The 14,130-nt window shown below is 73.1% G+C and carries 12 protein-coding genes and 1 pseudogene; 3 read left to right on the forward strand and 10 right to left on the reverse strand.

The annotated features are described in order from the left end of the window. The 4 genes and pseudogenes from J7E97_RS21370 to rsmI all read right to left on the reverse strand — a co-directional run. Nucleotides 1-395 (reverse strand): annotated as a pseudogene (locus J7E97_RS21370) (hypothetical protein); the annotation flags it as partial. A gap of 197 nt (nucleotides 396-592) precedes the next feature. After that, nucleotides 593-1,471, reverse strand: coding sequence for a TatD family hydrolase (locus J7E97_RS21375; RefSeq protein ID WP_215029672.1), 879 nt, complete (start codon nucleotides 1,469-1,471; stop codon nucleotides 593-595). Between the two features lie 10 nt (nucleotides 1,472-1,481). Continuing rightward, nucleotides 1,482-1,985: a hypothetical protein gene (locus J7E97_RS21380; RefSeq protein WP_374224202.1), complete on the reverse strand. Its 504-nt coding sequence runs from the start codon at nucleotides 1,983-1,985 to the stop codon at nucleotides 1,482-1,484. Nucleotides 1,986-2,123: 138 nt separating this feature from the next. Beyond that, entirely contained in the window at nucleotides 2,124-3,029 is a 906-nt protein-coding gene (rsmI, locus tag J7E97_RS21385; RefSeq protein ID WP_215029768.1) for a 16S rRNA (cytidine(1402)-2'-O)-methyltransferase, read from the reverse strand. Between the two features lie 224 nt (nucleotides 3,030-3,253). On the opposite strand from rsmI, the gene J7E97_RS21390 reads away from it, so the two are divergent. After that, on the forward strand, nucleotides 3,254-5,047 hold the full coding sequence (locus J7E97_RS21390; RefSeq protein WP_215029675.1) for a phospholipid carrier-dependent glycosyltransferase: 1,794 nt from the start codon (nucleotides 3,254-3,256) through the stop codon (nucleotides 5,045-5,047). 140 nt (nucleotides 5,048-5,187) lie between these two features. Next, nucleotides 5,188-6,828, forward strand: coding sequence for a penicillin-binding transpeptidase domain-containing protein (locus J7E97_RS21395; protein ID WP_215029678.1), 1,641 nt, complete (start codon nucleotides 5,188-5,190; stop codon nucleotides 6,826-6,828). A gap of 25 nt (nucleotides 6,829-6,853) precedes the next feature. Here the strand turns inward: J7E97_RS21395 and J7E97_RS21400 are convergent, their stop codons facing one another. From J7E97_RS21400 to J7E97_RS21420, 5 genes are all read right to left on the reverse strand, one after another. Beyond that, the gene (locus J7E97_RS21400; protein WP_215029681.1) at nucleotides 6,854-7,330 is read right to left on the reverse strand and encodes a YbaK/EbsC family protein; all 477 of its coding nucleotides are present in this window, start codon (nucleotides 7,328-7,330) and stop codon (nucleotides 6,854-6,856) included. 117 nt (nucleotides 7,331-7,447) lie between these two features. Then, nucleotides 7,448-8,611, reverse strand: coding sequence for a serine hydrolase domain-containing protein (locus tag J7E97_RS21405; RefSeq protein WP_215029684.1), 1,164 nt, complete (start codon nucleotides 8,609-8,611; stop codon nucleotides 7,448-7,450). A 28-nt stretch (nucleotides 8,612-8,639) separates the two neighbouring features. Further along, nucleotides 8,640-9,404 (reverse strand): energy-coupling factor ABC transporter ATP-binding protein, encoded by a 765-nt coding sequence (locus J7E97_RS21410; protein WP_374224203.1) that lies wholly within the window; start codon nucleotides 9,402-9,404, stop codon nucleotides 8,640-8,642. Further along, on the reverse strand, nucleotides 9,401-10,162 hold the full coding sequence (cbiQ, locus tag J7E97_RS21415) for a cobalt ECF transporter T component CbiQ (RefSeq protein ID WP_215029690.1): 762 nt from the start codon (nucleotides 10,160-10,162) through the stop codon (nucleotides 9,401-9,403). The genes J7E97_RS21410 and cbiQ overlap by 4 nt, the downstream gene beginning before the upstream one ends. A gap of 1 nt (nucleotide 10,163) precedes the next feature. Next, on the reverse strand, nucleotides 10,164-11,225 hold the full coding sequence (locus tag J7E97_RS21420) for an energy-coupling factor ABC transporter permease (RefSeq protein WP_215029693.1): 1,062 nt from the start codon (nucleotides 11,223-11,225) through the stop codon (nucleotides 10,164-10,166). Nucleotides 11,226-11,408: 183 nt separating this feature from the next. Here J7E97_RS21420 and J7E97_RS21425 point away from each other — a divergent pair, with 183 nt between their 5' ends. After that, nucleotides 11,409-11,831, forward strand: a complete 423-nt coding sequence (locus J7E97_RS21425; protein WP_215029696.1) for an SsgA family sporulation/cell division regulator — start codon at nucleotides 11,409-11,411, stop codon at nucleotides 11,829-11,831. 70 nt (nucleotides 11,832-11,901) lie between these two features. On the opposite strand, the gene J7E97_RS21430 is transcribed toward J7E97_RS21425, so the two are convergent. Then, nucleotides 11,902-14,118, reverse strand: a complete 2,217-nt coding sequence (locus tag J7E97_RS21430) for an MMPL family transporter (RefSeq protein ID WP_215029700.1) — start codon at nucleotides 14,116-14,118, stop codon at nucleotides 11,902-11,904. Nucleotides 14,119-14,130 lie beyond the last annotated feature (12 nt).

Genomic DNA, 14,130 nt, shown 5'->3' on the forward strand with positions numbered 1-14,130 from the left:
ACGTCGGGGAACACGTCGGGGAACACGTCGGGGAGCGGGCCGGGCTGGGCGCGTCTGCGGCGGCCGGTGGCCAGTGGCTCCTGCACCGGGGCGGCCTCCGCCTCGGCCGCCCTGCGTCGCCGGGCGCCACCGCGCGGGGCCGGGACCCCGGGCTGCGGCAGCTGCGACTCCGGCCGTCCCGGATAGGGGCCCGGCCCCGCGTCCGGGCCGGGCCCCGGGTCCGCCAGGCCCACCGGTGAGGGCGGCCCGGCCTGGGTGGCCATCGCGTCGGCCCAACTGACGACCCCGTCGCCCGGAGCCCGGCCCTGTTCGTGCCCGGCATCCCGGTCCCACGGGTCCCGGGGATCGGGGCCTGCGGGATCCCCGCCACCGGCCGGCCAGGACATATCGCTCACGACGCTCGCTCCACTGGTCCGTCCCGCTGCTCCGGGCACGGCACCCTAGCGGAGCGACCGTCACGCCACAAAGCCGGACGGCTACGCACCGTGGCGAACGAGTGATGCGGGTGACGGGTGAGGGGTGACGGGTGGCGCGAGCTGACGCGGACGGAACGCCGGCCCCTCGATAGGGGGCGCGGGCGGCAGGCGGGCGCTCAGTAATCGAAGGCGCGGGCCGTGTTCGCCGCCAGGGCCGTCGCCATGGCGTCCTCGTCGAGGCCGCGGACCGCGGCCATGGCCCGTACCGTCAGCGGGATGAGGTACGGGGCGTTCGGCCGTCCGCGGTAGGGCGCCGGGGTCAGGTACGGGGCGTCCGTCTCCACGAGTACGAGCTCCAGCGGGGCCACCGCCAGGGCGGCGCGCAGCGGGGCCGCGTTCTTGAAGGTGACGGTTCCGGCGAAGGACATGTAGTACCCGGCGGCCGCGCATTCCAGGGCCATCTCGGCGTCGCCGGAGTAGCAGTGGAAGACGGTCCGCTCGGGCGCGCCCTCCTCGCGCAGCACGCGCAGGACGTCCGCGTGGGCCTCGCGGTCGTGGATGACCAGGGCCTTGCCCTGTCGTTTGGCGATCTCGATGTGGGCGCGGAAGGAACGCTCCTGCGCGGCCGCTCCCTCCGGCCCGGTACGGAAGAAGTCCAGCCCGGTCTCGCCCACCGCCTTCACGTGCGCCAGCGCCGCCAGGGCCTCGATCTCGCCGAGCGCGTCGTCGAGGGCGCCCTCGCCGCCGCCCTCGCGGGCGCCCTGGCGCGACCAGCCGTCGGGGTCTCCGTGCACGATCCGGGGGGCCTCGTTGGGGTGCAGGGCCACGGCCGCGTGGACGTTGGCGTACGCGGCGGCCGTCTCGGCCGCCCAGCGGGAGCCCTTCACGTCGCAGCCGACCTGGACGACGGTGCTCACGCCGACGGACGCGGCCTTGGCCAGGCCTTCCTCGACGGTGCCGGACTGCATGTCCAGGTGGGTGTGGGAGTCGGCGACCGCCACCCGCAGCGGTTCGGGCAGCGGGGGCGGCGCGTCGTTCGACGTACTACGGCTCATGCGGCCGATCTTATGACCGGCGCATAAGTCCGAGGAGCCGGGCCAGCAGCCCGGGCCGTTCCGCCGGGACGGGTCCGGGGCCCTCGTGCGGCACCTTGCGCTGCTTCGGCGGCCGGTGGTGCTCCTCCTCGTACGTCGCCGGGACGGGACCGGCGATGCCGGGGGCGGCGCGGTGGTGGTAGAGCTGGTCGATCATGCCGAGGACCGACTTGACCTGACCCTCCCGCATGATCCGCACCACGTGCCCGCCGCAGTTCGTGCACGTCGGGTTCGACAGCGGCGACGGAACCCGCAGGCCGTTCACGGTGTAGACGATGAAGGGGTGTCCCGTGCCGTCGACGTGGTGCTCTATCTCGTACCCCTGCTCCCAGGCGTAGCCGCACTTCATGCACGCGAAGGCGTACGCCTCGTGCACGGTCGGCACGCCGGTCGTGGTGGCGGCTGCGGTTGTGGTGGGCGCGGCGGGTACGGCGCGTTCGGCGACGGGTACCTGGGGGTCAGCGATCTCACTCATGCCAGCTCCTCTTGTTCCACTGGTGCAATGCCAGTGGACGCCTCTTCGGGCGGGAGCGCATCAGGCCCTGTCTACTGTTGGACGGTCTTTGGGCGAGTCATGCCCAAAGCGCCCGGTGCGCGGTCTGAGCTTTGCTTTTCAGGTTAGCTCTTTACCGACGGGCGGCACCTTTTGTGCCGCGTTCTTTGCCGCCACGACGGCGTCGAAGACCTCGCGCTTGGGTACTCCGGCCTCGGCGGCGACCGCCGCGATGGCCTCCTTGCGCCGCTCGCCCGCCTCCTCGCGCACCCGTACCCGGTTCACCAGCTCCTCGGCGTCCACGTCGCCGGGGGTCGCCGCCGGGGCGCCCTCGACCACCACGGTGATCTCGCCGCGCACGCCTTCGGCGGCCCAGGCGGCCAGCTCGCCGAGGCCGCCGCGCTTGACCTCCTCGTAGGTCTTGGTCAGCTCGCGGCAGACGGCGGCGCGGCGGTCGGCGCCGAAGACCTCGGCCATGGCCGCCAAGGTGTCGTCCAGCCGGTGCGGGGCCTCGAAGTAGACGAGGGTGCGGCGTTCCGCCTGGACCTCGCGGAGCTTGCCGAGGCGCTCGCCGGCCTTGCGCGGCAGGAAGCCCTCGAAGCAGAAGCGGTCGACGGGCAGGCCGGACAGGGCGAGCGCGGTGAGGACGGCGGAGGGTCCGGGTACGGCTGTGACCTTGATGTCCTTCTCCACGGCGGCGGCGACCAGCCGGTAGCCGGGGTCCGAGACCGAGGGCATGCCGGCGTCGGTCACCAGCACGACGCGCTTGCCGGCCTCCAGGGCCTCGACGAGCTCCGGGGTGCGCGCGGACTCGTTGCCCTCGAAGTACGACAGGACGCGCCCGGTGGTGTAGACGCCCAGCCCCTGGGTCAGCCGGCGCAGCCGGCGGGTGTCCTCGGCGGCGATCACGTCGGCGCGTTCCAGCTCGGAGGCGAGCCGCGGCGGCGCGTCGGCGAGGTCGCCGATGGGGGTGCCGGCGAGGACGAGGACGCCTGCTCCCGCCGCGCCGGAGGCGGCGGCGGGCAGGGCCGTGCGGGGCGCCGCGGAGACTGGTTCGCGGGCGGCTTCGGACGGCGCGTCGGCGGTGGCGTCGGCGGTGGCCTCGGAGGGGCGGGGCTGGTCAGTGGTCACCGCCCCATCCTCTCAGCCGTCCCGGCCCGCCCACCCCGGCGCTCCCGTCCCCGGGGTTTCGGCCCGGCCGCGGGTCACCCGGACCCCCTCGACGCGGCCTCGTTCCCTACGATGACCCGGTGACCAGTACCGCGACGCCGCCGCCCAGCCCCGCGGGGGCCCCGCCCGCCTCAACGGCGGGGCCCGACCTCGGCCCCGGATCCGGCCCCGCCGACCAGCCGTCAGCCTGGCTGCGCCGTCTGCGCGGCTTCGGGTACGCGGCCCGGACGGGGGCGCAGAAGCAGTCGGACGTCCGCACCCGCCTGGTGCCCCCGTACGCCCGTCCGTCCGCGCAGCTGTGGGCGACCCTGGGCATCGGGGCAGAGGCGGCCGCGGTCTGGGAGCGGGTGCTGGCGTGGGCCGGGCCGCTGCTGGTGGCGCTGGTCGCCGGGGTGCTGCGGTTCGCGCATCTGGGCACCCCGAAGGCGGTGATATTCGATGAGACGTACTACGCCAAGGACGCGTGGGCCACGATCAGCCAGGGCTACGAGGCGAGTTGGCCCAAGGACATCGACAAGTCGATCCTCGCCAACCCCGACGGGGTCGGCCTCCCCGTGGACCCGGGCTACGTCGTGCACCCGCCGGTCGGCAAATGGGTGATCGGCCTCGGCGAGTGGATGTACGGCTTCGACCCCTTCGGCTGGCGGTTCATGACCGCCCTGCTCGGCACCCTGTCCGTGCTGATGCTGTGCCGGATCGGGCGGCGGCTGTTCCGCTCGACGTTCCTCGGCTGCCTGGCCGGGCTCCTGATGGCGGTGGACGGCCTGCATCTGGTGATGAGCCGCACCGCGCTGCTCGACCTGGTGCTGATGTTCTTCGTCCTGGGAGCCTTCGGATCGCTGGTCATCGACCGGGACAAGGCGCGGGCGCGGCTCGCGGCGGCCCTCCCGGTGGACGACGAGGGGCGGACCCGCCCGGACGCCGGGATCGCGCGGACGCTGGGGCTGGGCTGGCGCCCGTACCGGATCCTGGCCGGTGTGTGCCTGGGTCTGGCCTTCGGCACGAAGTGGAACGGCCTGATCGTGCTGGCCTTCTTCGGCGTCCTGACCGTCCTGTGGGACGCGGCCGCGCGCCGCACCGCGGGCGCGGGCGCCCCGTACGCGGCGATGCTGCGCCGGGACGCGCTGCCCGGCTTCCTCTCCACCGTCCCCGTGGCGATCGCCGTCTACCTGACCTCCTGGCTCGGCTGGATCCTCTCCCCCGACAACGGCAAGGGCGGCTACTTCCGCGACTGGGCCGCCAAGAACGACCAGCACAGCTCGTGGTCGTTCGTGCCGGAGTGGCTGCGGAGCCTGTGGCATTACGAGACGGAGGTCTACAAGTTCCACGTGGGCCTGACCTCCGGCCACACCTACGAGTCGAACCCGTGGAGCTGGCTGGTCCTCGGCCGTCCCGTCTCCTACTTCTACGAGTCCCCCGCGCCCGGCACCGACGGCTGCCCGGCCACCGAGACGGCCAAGTGCGCCCGCGAGGTGCTGGCGCTCGGCACCCCGCTGCTGTGGTGGGCGGCCTGCTTCGCGCTGCTGTACGTGCTGTGGCGGTGGTTCTTCCGCCGCGACTGGCGGGCCGGAGCGATCGCGTGCGCGGTCGGCGCGGGCCTGCTGCCCTGGTTCAACTACCAGGAGCGGACCATCTTCTTCTTCTACGCGGTGGTCTTCGTCCCCTACCTGTGCCTGGCGGTGGCCATGATGATCGGCGCCCTCCTGGGCCGGGCCGGCTCCTCGGAACGCCGCCGCGCCCTGGGCGCGGTGGCGGCGGGCGTCCTCGTGCTCCTGATCGTCTGGAACTTCATCTACTTCTGGCCGATCTACACGGGCCAGAGCCTGCCGATGGATTCCTGGCGGGGCCGCATGTGGCTGGACACCTGGGTTTGAAGTGCGGCCGGGGACGAGGTCCCGGTCCTGTAACAACGCCCCCGGTCGCGCCTGCGTTCGACGTAAAGTTCGTCCCGAGGGCCTTTGAACGCGTTCAGCGTTCAGTGGGGGGCCGTGGTACGGGGGACGGGGACTGTGAAGTGAACGGGGCAGCGAAGGGCGCGGTCATCGGCGGGGTGTTCCTCGCGATGATGGGCGGAGCCGGGTACGGGGTGTACGCGCTGGTCGGCGACGCCGGCGGGGACGACGCCAAGAGCACGGGCGCCGCCGCACCGGCGGCGCCCGCCAAGGGCACGGGGCCGGTCAGCGACAAGGAGGCCGCGGAGACCGCCAAGGCCTTCTTCGCCGCGTGGTCGGCCGGGGACGCCGCCAAGGGCGCCGAGCTGACGAACAATCCGGGGGGCGCCCGGGACGCGCTGGGCGACTTCACGACCGCCGCCCTCGTGTCCAAGGTCGCGATCACCCCCGGCGCGCAGACCGGCACCACGGTGGCGTACTCCGTCGCCGCGGAGGTCACCTACCAGGGGGTCACCAAGCCGCTGGCCTACGAGTCCAAGCTCTCCGTGGTCCGCGGCAACACCACCGGGCTGCCGCTCGTCGACTGGGACCCCGCGGTGCTCCACCCGCAGCTCCAGAAGGGCGAGCGGCTGCGCGGCGGCCCCCCGCCCAGCCCGCCCGTCAAGGCGGTCGACCGCAACGGCAAGGAGCTGACGGCCGAGAAGTACCCGTCGCTGCGCAAGGTGCTCGACGACCTGCGCCAGAAGTACGGGGAGAAGCTGGGCGGCACGGGCGGCGCCGAGCTGTGGATCGAGCCGGCCACCCCGGGCGCCCCGCGACGGAACCTGCTGACGCTCGTCGAGGGCACGCCGGGCAAGATCCAGACCGTCCTGGACGCCGACGTGCAGGAGGCGGCCGAGAAGGCCGTACTGCGCTTCCCGCAGGCCTCGGTGGTCGCCGTCCAGCCCAGCACCGGGGACGTGCTGGCCATCGCCGACCACCGGTCGGACGGCTTCCCGGCCTCCGTCAGCGGCGGGCGCGCGCCCGGCTCCACGATGAAGATCGTGACCGCCGCGATGCTGCTGGACCGGGGCCTCGTATCGGCGGACAAGGTCGCCGAGTGCCCGCCGGAGGTCTCCTGGGAGGGCCGGCGCTTCACCAACCTGAAGGGTTTCAAGCTCGACGACGAGACCTTCGCGACGAGCTTCGCCCAGTCCTGCAACACCGCCTTCATCAAGCAGATCAAGCCGGTCGGCGACATCGGCGCGCTCCCCAAGGAGGCCCGGGAGGTCTTCGGCATCGGCGCCGAGTGGAAGGTCGGCGTGCCGACCGTCGACGGCAAGGTCCCGGAGGCCACCGGCCCGGCGGCGGCCGCCGCGTACATCGGCCAGGGCGAGATCCAGATGAACCCGCTGACCATGGCCTCGATCACGGCCACCGCCCGCACCGGGGTGTTCCGTCAGCCGGTCGTCGTCAAGGCCTCGCTGGACGGCCGCGCGCTCGCGAAGGCTTCGCGGTCGATGAAGCCGGCGGTGGCGGCGCAGCTGGTGCGGATGATGAAGCTGACGGCGAGCAGCGGTACGGCGCGGGCCGCGATGTCCGCGGTCGGCGGCTCCGACAAGGGCGCGAAGACCGGCTCGGCCGAGGTCGACGGCGCGCAGAACCCGGACAGCTGGTTCACCGGCTTCAGCGGTGACGTGGCGGCCGCGGCCATGGTCGAGGGCGGCGGACACGGCGGGGACGCGGCGGGCCCGATCGTGGCGGCCGTACTGAACGCGGGCTGAGGGCCGAGCCCTCAGCCCCCGGCTCTCAGCCCTCCCGTACGTCGGCCAGTGCGGCCCCCGCGTGGGCGATCAGCTCGCGCGGGGCCATCGGGAACACCGTGTGCGGGGTACCGGCGGCCGCCCAGACCACGTCGTGGGCCAGCAGGGAGCGGTCCGCGATGACCCGGGTGCGGGTGCGGTGCCCGAAGGGCGGGACGCCGCCGATGGCGTAGCCCGTGGTCTCGCGGACCAGGGCCGCGTCGGCCCGGGTCACGGCGGTCGCGCCGAGCTCGCGGCGCACCGCCTCCACGTCCACCCGCGACGCCCCGTCCATCAGGACCAGTACGGGCACCCCGTCGGCCGCGAAGATCAGCGACTTGACGATCTGGCTGAGCTCGCAGCCGATCGCGGCGGCCGCGTCGGCGGCGGTCCTGGTGCCGTCGGGGAAGCTCCGTACTCCGGGCTCCAGGCCCAGCGCGGCGAGGGCTTCGGCGAACAGCGGATGTGTGGTGGTGGTCGTCATGCGGCCACGCTAACGCCGTGCGCCGCCCGGAGCTCCGCATTTTCCCCGAGATCCCCCGGACCGCGGGGACCGCCCCGAGCGCCGAGCGCCGGGCCCCGGGCGAACCGGCGGCGGCGGTCACAGCGAGGCGCGGACCGCCCGGACCAACGACTGCGCGCGCGGGTCGGCGGTGACCGACTTGGCCAGCGCGTTCGTGACGTAGCCGAAGCCGATGCCCGCCTCCGGGTCCGCGAAGGCCAGCGAGCCGCCGCGGCCCGGGTGGCCGAAGGAGGACGGGGAGAGCAGCGGCGAGGCGGGGCCGTGCAGCATGTGGCCCGGCCCGAAGCGCGTGTTGACCACCAGGACCCGGTCCGGGCCCGAGGAGAGCTCCGTGCCCGCCAGCGCGGTGGTCCGCGGGGTGAAGAGCCGCGCCCCGTCCTGGGTGTCGGACAGCAGCGCCGCGTACAGGCCCGCCAGGGCCCGCGCCGTGCCGATGCCCGCCGACGCGGGGAGCTCGGCCGCCCGGTACTCGGGGGCGTTCTCGTCGGGCAGCGGGTCGATCGCCGCGAAGGCCCGCCGGGTCAGCGAGCCGGGGTCGGCGTAGGCCTGCGAAACGTTCCTGCGCGGCCGGATCTTCAACGCTCCCACCGACTCCGGCGGATCCACCGGCGCGACCCGGCCCACCCGCCCGGCCTGCGCCTGCGGCAGACCGATCCAGAAGTCCAGCCCCAGCGGCCCGGTGACCTCCCTGGCCAGCCACTGCCCCAGCGAGGTCCCGCCCGTCACCCGTGCCACCAGTTCCGACAACAGCCAGCTGTACGTCTGCGCGTGGTAGCCGTGCGCCGTGCCCGGCTCCCACAGGGCCCCCTGCGCGGCGACCGCCCGCGCGCCCGAATGCCCGTCGACCGCCTGCGCCGGGGTCAGCCCCCGGTCGAGCGCCGGGACCCCGGCGCGGTGCGCGAGCAGGTCCCGTACGCGCGCGTGCTCCTTGCCGCCCGCCTTGAACTCCGGCCAGTACGAGGCGACCGGCGCGTCCAGGTCCAGCAGCCCCCGCTGGTGGAGCAGCAGGGGGACGACGGCCGCGACGCCCTTGGTCGCCGAGCGCACCACCTGCGCGGTGTCGGCGCTCCAGGCCGCGCCGCCCCCGTCGGCGTCCTTCGTACCGGCCCACAGGTCCACGACCCGTCGCCCGTCGCGGTAGACGGCCACGGCCGCGCCCCGGTCGCCGAGCACCTCGAAGTTGCGTACGAAAGCCTCGCGGACGGCCTCGTAGCCTTCCGCCACCTCACCCTGGATCTCCACGAGCGGTCCAACAACCGGCCGTACGCGGTTATGCCACCGACACCGAGCGCGGGTCGAAGCCGAACGGCAGCTCCAGCCGGTGCGCGCGCATCAGCTCCTCGTCGCACAGCACGTCCTGCGTCCGCCCGTCCGCGACGATGGTCCCCTCGCTGAGGATCACCGCGCGCGGGCAGAGCTCCAGCGCGTACGGCAGGTCGTGCGTCACCATCAGCACGGTGACGTCCAGGGAGCGCAGGATGTCGGCGAGTTCCCGGCGCGACGCCGGGTCGAGGTTGGAGGACGGCTCGTCCAGCACCAGGATCTCGGGACGCATGGCCAGTACGGTCGCCACCGCGACCCGGCGGCGCTGCCCGAAGGACAGGTGGTGCGGCGGCCGGTCCGCGAAGGCGCCCATGCCGACCTGCTCCAGGGCGCTGCGCACCCGCGCCTCCAGCTCGGGACCGCGCATTCCGGCGGCGGCCGGGCCGAAGGCCACGTCCTCCCGCACGGTCGGCATGAACAGCTGGTCGTCGGGGTCCTGGAAGACGATGCCGACCCGGCGGCGGACCTCGGCGAGGTTCCGCTTCTCCACGGGCAGCCCGGCCACGCTCACAGTGCCGACGCCGCCGCTCAGGATGCCGTTGAGGTGCAGCACCAGCGTGGTCTTGCCGGCGCCGTTGGGTCCGAGCAGGGCCACCCGCTCGCCCCGCCCGACGGTCAGGTCGACCCCGAAGAGGGCCTGGTGGCCGTCGGGGTAGGCGTAGGCGAGGCCGGAGACGGCCAGCGAGGGGGCTTCGGCAGGGGGTGCGTTCAAAGCGTCCAACCCATCAGACAGACGGCGAGTGCCGTCACCGGGAGTGCGGCCGCGTACGCCCACTGGGCGCGGGTGGCCGCCACTTCGTCGATCACCGGCATGGAGCCGGCGTAGCCGCGGCTGACCATCGCGAGGTAGACCCGCTCGCCGCGTTCGTAGGAGCGGATGAACAGGGCGCCGGCCGTCTTGGCGAGGACGCCCCAGTGCCGGAGCCCGCGCGCCTCGAAGCCACGGGAGCGGCGGGCGATGGACATCCGGCGCAGCTCGTCGGTGATGACGTCGCCGTACCGGATCATGAAGGAGGCGATCTGGACGAGCAGCGGCGGCAGCTTGAGCCGCTGCAGCCCGAGCAGCAGGGCCCGCAGTTCGGTGGTGGAGGCGAGCAGGACGGACGCGGCCACGCCGAGGGTGCCCTTGGCCAGCACGTTCCAGGCGCCCCAGAGGCCGGAGACGCTGAGCGACATGCCGAGGACCTCGACCCGCTCGCCCTGGGCCACGAAGGGCATCAGGACGGCGAAGGCGACGAAGGGCACCTCGATCAGCAGCCGGCGCAGCAGGAAGCCGGCCGGGATCCGGGCGGCGGCCGCGGCCGCCGCGATGAGGACGGCGTAGAGCCCGAAGGTCCATACCGCCTCGCGCGGTGTGGACACGACGACCACGACGAAGGCGAAGGTCGCGGCGAGCTTGCAGTGCGGCGGCAGGCCGTGGACCGGCGAGTGCCCGTGCCGGTAGAGCTTGTGGGCGTGGCCCGCGCCCATGTCAGGCGACCGGCGCGGCGGTGGAGACGGCCGTCAGGTCGGCGCCGCGGCGGCGGCGGACGGTCCAGAAGACGCCGGTGCCCACCGCGACGGTCGCGCCGACGCCGATGACTCCGGCGAGGCCGCCGGAGAGGCGGGCGTCGGAGACGTCCTTGACGCTGTAGTCGGCGAGCGGGGATTCGGCGGCGGCGTGTTCCGTCACCTTCTCGTCGATGCCCTTGTCGGCGGCGACCTTCTCCAGGCCGTCGGGGCTCGCCGAGGCGTAGAAGGAGACGAAGCCTGCCAGCGCGAGGGCGGCGACCAGACCGGTGATCCACACGGGCTTCGTGGAGCGGGCGGCGAGGCCGGCCGCGGCGGCGGGGGCCGCGGCCGGGGCGTCGACCAGCTCGCCGCCGACGCGCAGCTTGAGCGGGGCGGACAGGCCGCGGGCGCCGTGGACCAGGTCGGGGCGTACGGCGATCACGGCGCCGACGGTGGCGGCGGTGATGAGGGCCTCGCCGACGCCGATGAGGACGTGGACGCCGACCATGGCGCCGAAGACCTTGGTCAGCGGCACGTCGGTGGTGCCGCCCAGCGCGTACAGGAGGGTGAACATGCCGGCCGCGGCGGGCACCGAGAGCAGGGCTCCGGTGAAGGCGGCGACGGTCACCGAGCGGCGGCCGTCGGGCAGCAGCTTGACCAGGCCGCGGAAGACGGCGTAGGCGACGACGACGGTGACGACGGCCATGTTCACGACGTTGACGCCGAGGGCGGTCAGGCCGCCGTCGGCGAAGAGGACGCCCTGCATGAGCAGGACCACGGACACGCAGAGCACACCCGTGTAGGGGCCGACGAGGATCGCGGCGAGCGCGCCTCCCAGCAGGTGGCCGCTGGTGCCGGCGGCGACGGGGAAGTTCAGCATCTGGACGGCGAAGATGAAGGCGGCGACGAGGCCGGCGAGCGGGGCGGTCCGCTCGTCGAGCTCCCGGCGGGCTCCGCGCAGGCTGACCGCCACGGCTCCGGCGGCGGCGACACCTGCGGCGATGGAGACGGGGGCATCGATGAAGCCGTCGGGCACATGCATGGATCTGCTCCGCTTCCTGCGGTCCGTTGAACTGACGAAATATTTAACCGTTTAAGCATAGGGCCCACTTGCGAACGGTTGGCAAGAGCGGTGGGAGCACAAATAGCCTCGTGCGGTTTCGTGGGAATGTGCGAGGCTGGGGGCAAGAGGGGCGTATATGTTCTGATTCGAGGAGCTTTGCCGATGTCAGCCGCTGCCGAGAATCCCCCCGCGGGCAACACCGCGACAGCCACCGCGACGGCCACCGTGACCGTGGTCGAAGAGCGCGTGCGCGCCCGCGTGATCACCGACGACCCGCTCTACCGGGCCGTTCCGGCAACGCTCCGCTTCGTCCCCGCCGAGCCCCTGGCCGTACGGATCGTCTTCCCCGCGGACCTGTCCCCCGAGGGCATCGACAACGAGTGGGTCTTCCCCCGCGCCCTCCTGGAGGCCGGCCTCCAGGCCCCGACCGGGACGGGCGACGTACGCATCTGGCCCTGCGGACGCGTGCAGGCCGTCGTCGAGTTCCATTCCCCCGAAGGTGTCGCGGTGGTCCAGTTCGACATCGCCGCGCTGCGCCGTTTCCTGCGCCGTACGTACGCGCCCGTGGCCGCCGCCACCCGTTAGGCCCAACGGGACCGGCCCCGCACCTCTCGGGTGCGGGGCCGGTCTTCATCTCGTACGAACCTTCGGCCGGTCAGACGTTGACCAGCTCGCGGTCCTTGCCGTGCCCGTCCGCGCCGCCCGGGCCGTCCGAGGACTCCCCGAGGTGCTTGCGCAGGCTCTCGCCCTCGACGTCCACGTTGGGCAGGATCCGCTCGAGCCACTTCGGCAGCCACCAGGCCTTGTGGCCGAGCAGCGCGAGGACGGCCGGGACGATGGTCATGCGGACGACGAACGCGTCGAAGAAGACGGCGACGGCCAGTCCGAAGCCGATCATCTTGACCATCTGCTCGCTGGCTCCGATGAAGCCGGAGAACACCGCGATCATGATGACGGCCGCGGCCACGACCACCCGGGCGCTGTACTGGAACCCGGTGACGACGGCCTGGCCCGGCCGCTCGCCGTGGACGTACGCCTCACGCATGCGGGTGACGAGGAAGACCTCGTAGTCCATGGCCAGGCCGAAGACCACGCCCACCATGAAGATCGGCATCATCGACATGATCGGACCGGTCTGCTCCACCCCGAAGAGCGAGCCGAGCCAGCCCCACTGGAAGACCGCTACGACGGCGCCGAGGGCGGCGACCACCGAGAGCAGGAAGCCGAGGGCCGCCTTGAGCGGGACCAGGATCGAGCGGAAGACGAGCATCAGGAGCAGGAAGGCCAGGCCGACGACGAGTGCCAGGTAGGGCAGCAGCGCGTCGTTCATCTTCTGCGAGAAGTCGATGTTCATCGCGGTCGCGCCGGTGACGAGGACGTCGTTGCCGCTGCCTTCGCGGATCTCGTGGACCAGGTCCTCGGTCGCCGCGGAGGAGGGGCGGTCCTTCGGGACCACCGTGATGACGGCGGCGTCCTTGGCCTCGTTCTGGGTGGGCGGCATGACCGCGGCCACGCCCTCCAGGCCCTTGATCCGGTCGGCGGTCTTGTCGGCGAGCGCCTTGTCCCCGTCCACGACGACCATCAGCGGGCCGTTGAAGCCGGGGCCGAAGCCCTCGGAGAGCAGGTCGTACGCCTGGCGCTGGGTGGTGGACACCGGCTGGGCGCCGTCGTCCGGCAGGCCCATCTCCAGCTTGCTCGCGGGAATCGCGATGATGCCGAGGCCGATCACTCCCGCGAGCAGCACCATGACGGGGCGGCGCAGGATGAAGCGGGCCCAGCGCGTGCCGCCGTTGGGCTTGGGCCCGGCGCCTTCGGCGGCCGGCTTGCCCTTGCCGAACAGCTTGCTCTTCGCTCCGGCGGGCAGCACCTTCCCGCCGGCGAATCCGAGGATGGCCGGGACCAGCGTCAGGGCGACGAGGACGGCGATGACCACGGTGCCGGCGGCGGCGAAGCCCATCTTGGTCAGCATCGGGATGTTGACGACGGCCAGACCCACCAGCGCGATGACCACGGTCAGACCGGCGAAGACGACGGCCGAGCCGGCGGTTCCGGCGGCGCGGCCCGCGGCCTCCTCGCGCTCGCGGCCCTCGGCGAGCTCCGCGCGGTAGCGGGAGACGATGAAGAGGGCGTAGTCGATGCCGACCGCGAGGCCGATCATCATCGCGAGGGTGGAGGTGGTGGAGCCGAGGTCCAGCACGTTGGCGAGGGCGGTGATGGAGGAGATGCCGATGCCCACGCCGATCAGCGCGGTCAGCAGCGGCAGTCCGGCCGCGATGAGCGAGCCGAAGGTGATGACGAGGACGATCGCGGCGATCGCGATGCCGATGATCTCGCCGGAGCCCGTCTCGGGGGCGGCCATCAGGGCGTCGCCGCCGATCTGGACGTTCAGGCCGTCGGCCTTGGCGGCCGTACCGGACTCCTTGAGGGCCTCGCGGGTGGCGTCCGTCAGCTCCATGCCGCTGACCTTGTACTTGACGCTCACGTACGCGGTGGAGCCGTCCTGGCTGACGGCCTGGGCCTCGTACGGGCTGGCGACCGAGGAGATCTGGTCCTTGCCGGGACCGTCCTTCAGGTCGGCGACGATCTTCTCGACCTGCGGCTTGACGGCCGCGGAGTCGACCTTCTCGCCCGCCGGGGCCTTGATGACGATGCGGGCGGTGGCGCCGTCGGCGGCCATTCCCGGGAAGCGCTGGTCCAGCAGGTCGAAGGCCTTCTGGGCCTCCGTGCCGGGTATGGAGAACGAGCCTGAGGTGGGGGCGGACGCCGAAGCCGCGCCGAAGCCGGCTACGAACAGCAGCGCCACCCAGACGAGGGCGACGAATCGGCGGCGCCGGAAGGCGCCCCTGCCGAGTCGGTAGAGGAAGGTGGCCACGTCGGTGGTTCT

The organism is Streptomyces sp. ISL-66, from assembly GCF_018614135.1.
In the GTDB taxonomy this organism is placed as follows: Bacteria; Actinomycetota; Actinomycetes; order Streptomycetales; family Streptomycetaceae; genus Streptomyces.

Bases quoted from the DNA above. Each gene is read 5' to 3' on its own strand.
- J7E97_RS21425 (WP_215029696.1), top strand. From the start codon at position 11,409: ATGTCAGCCGCTGCCGAGAATCCCCCCGCGGGCAACACCGCGACAGCC.
- J7E97_RS21420 (WP_215029693.1), bottom strand. From the start codon at position 11,225: ATGCATGTGCCCGACGGCTTCATCGATGCCCCCGTCTCCATCGCCGCA.
- J7E97_RS21375 (WP_215029672.1), bottom strand. From the start codon at position 1,471: ATGAGCCGTAGTACGTCGAACGACGCGCCGCCCCCGCTGCCCGAACCG.
- cbiQ (WP_215029690.1), bottom strand. From the start codon at position 10,162: ATGGGCGCGGGCCACGCCCACAAGCTCTACCGGCACGGGCACTCGCCG.
- J7E97_RS21380 (WP_374224202.1), bottom strand. From the start codon at position 1,985: ATGAGTGAGATCGCTGACCCCCAGGTACCCGTCGCCGAACGCGCCGTA.
- J7E97_RS21400 (WP_215029681.1), bottom strand. From the start codon at position 7,330: ATGACGACCACCACCACACATCCGCTGTTCGCCGAAGCCCTCGCCGCG.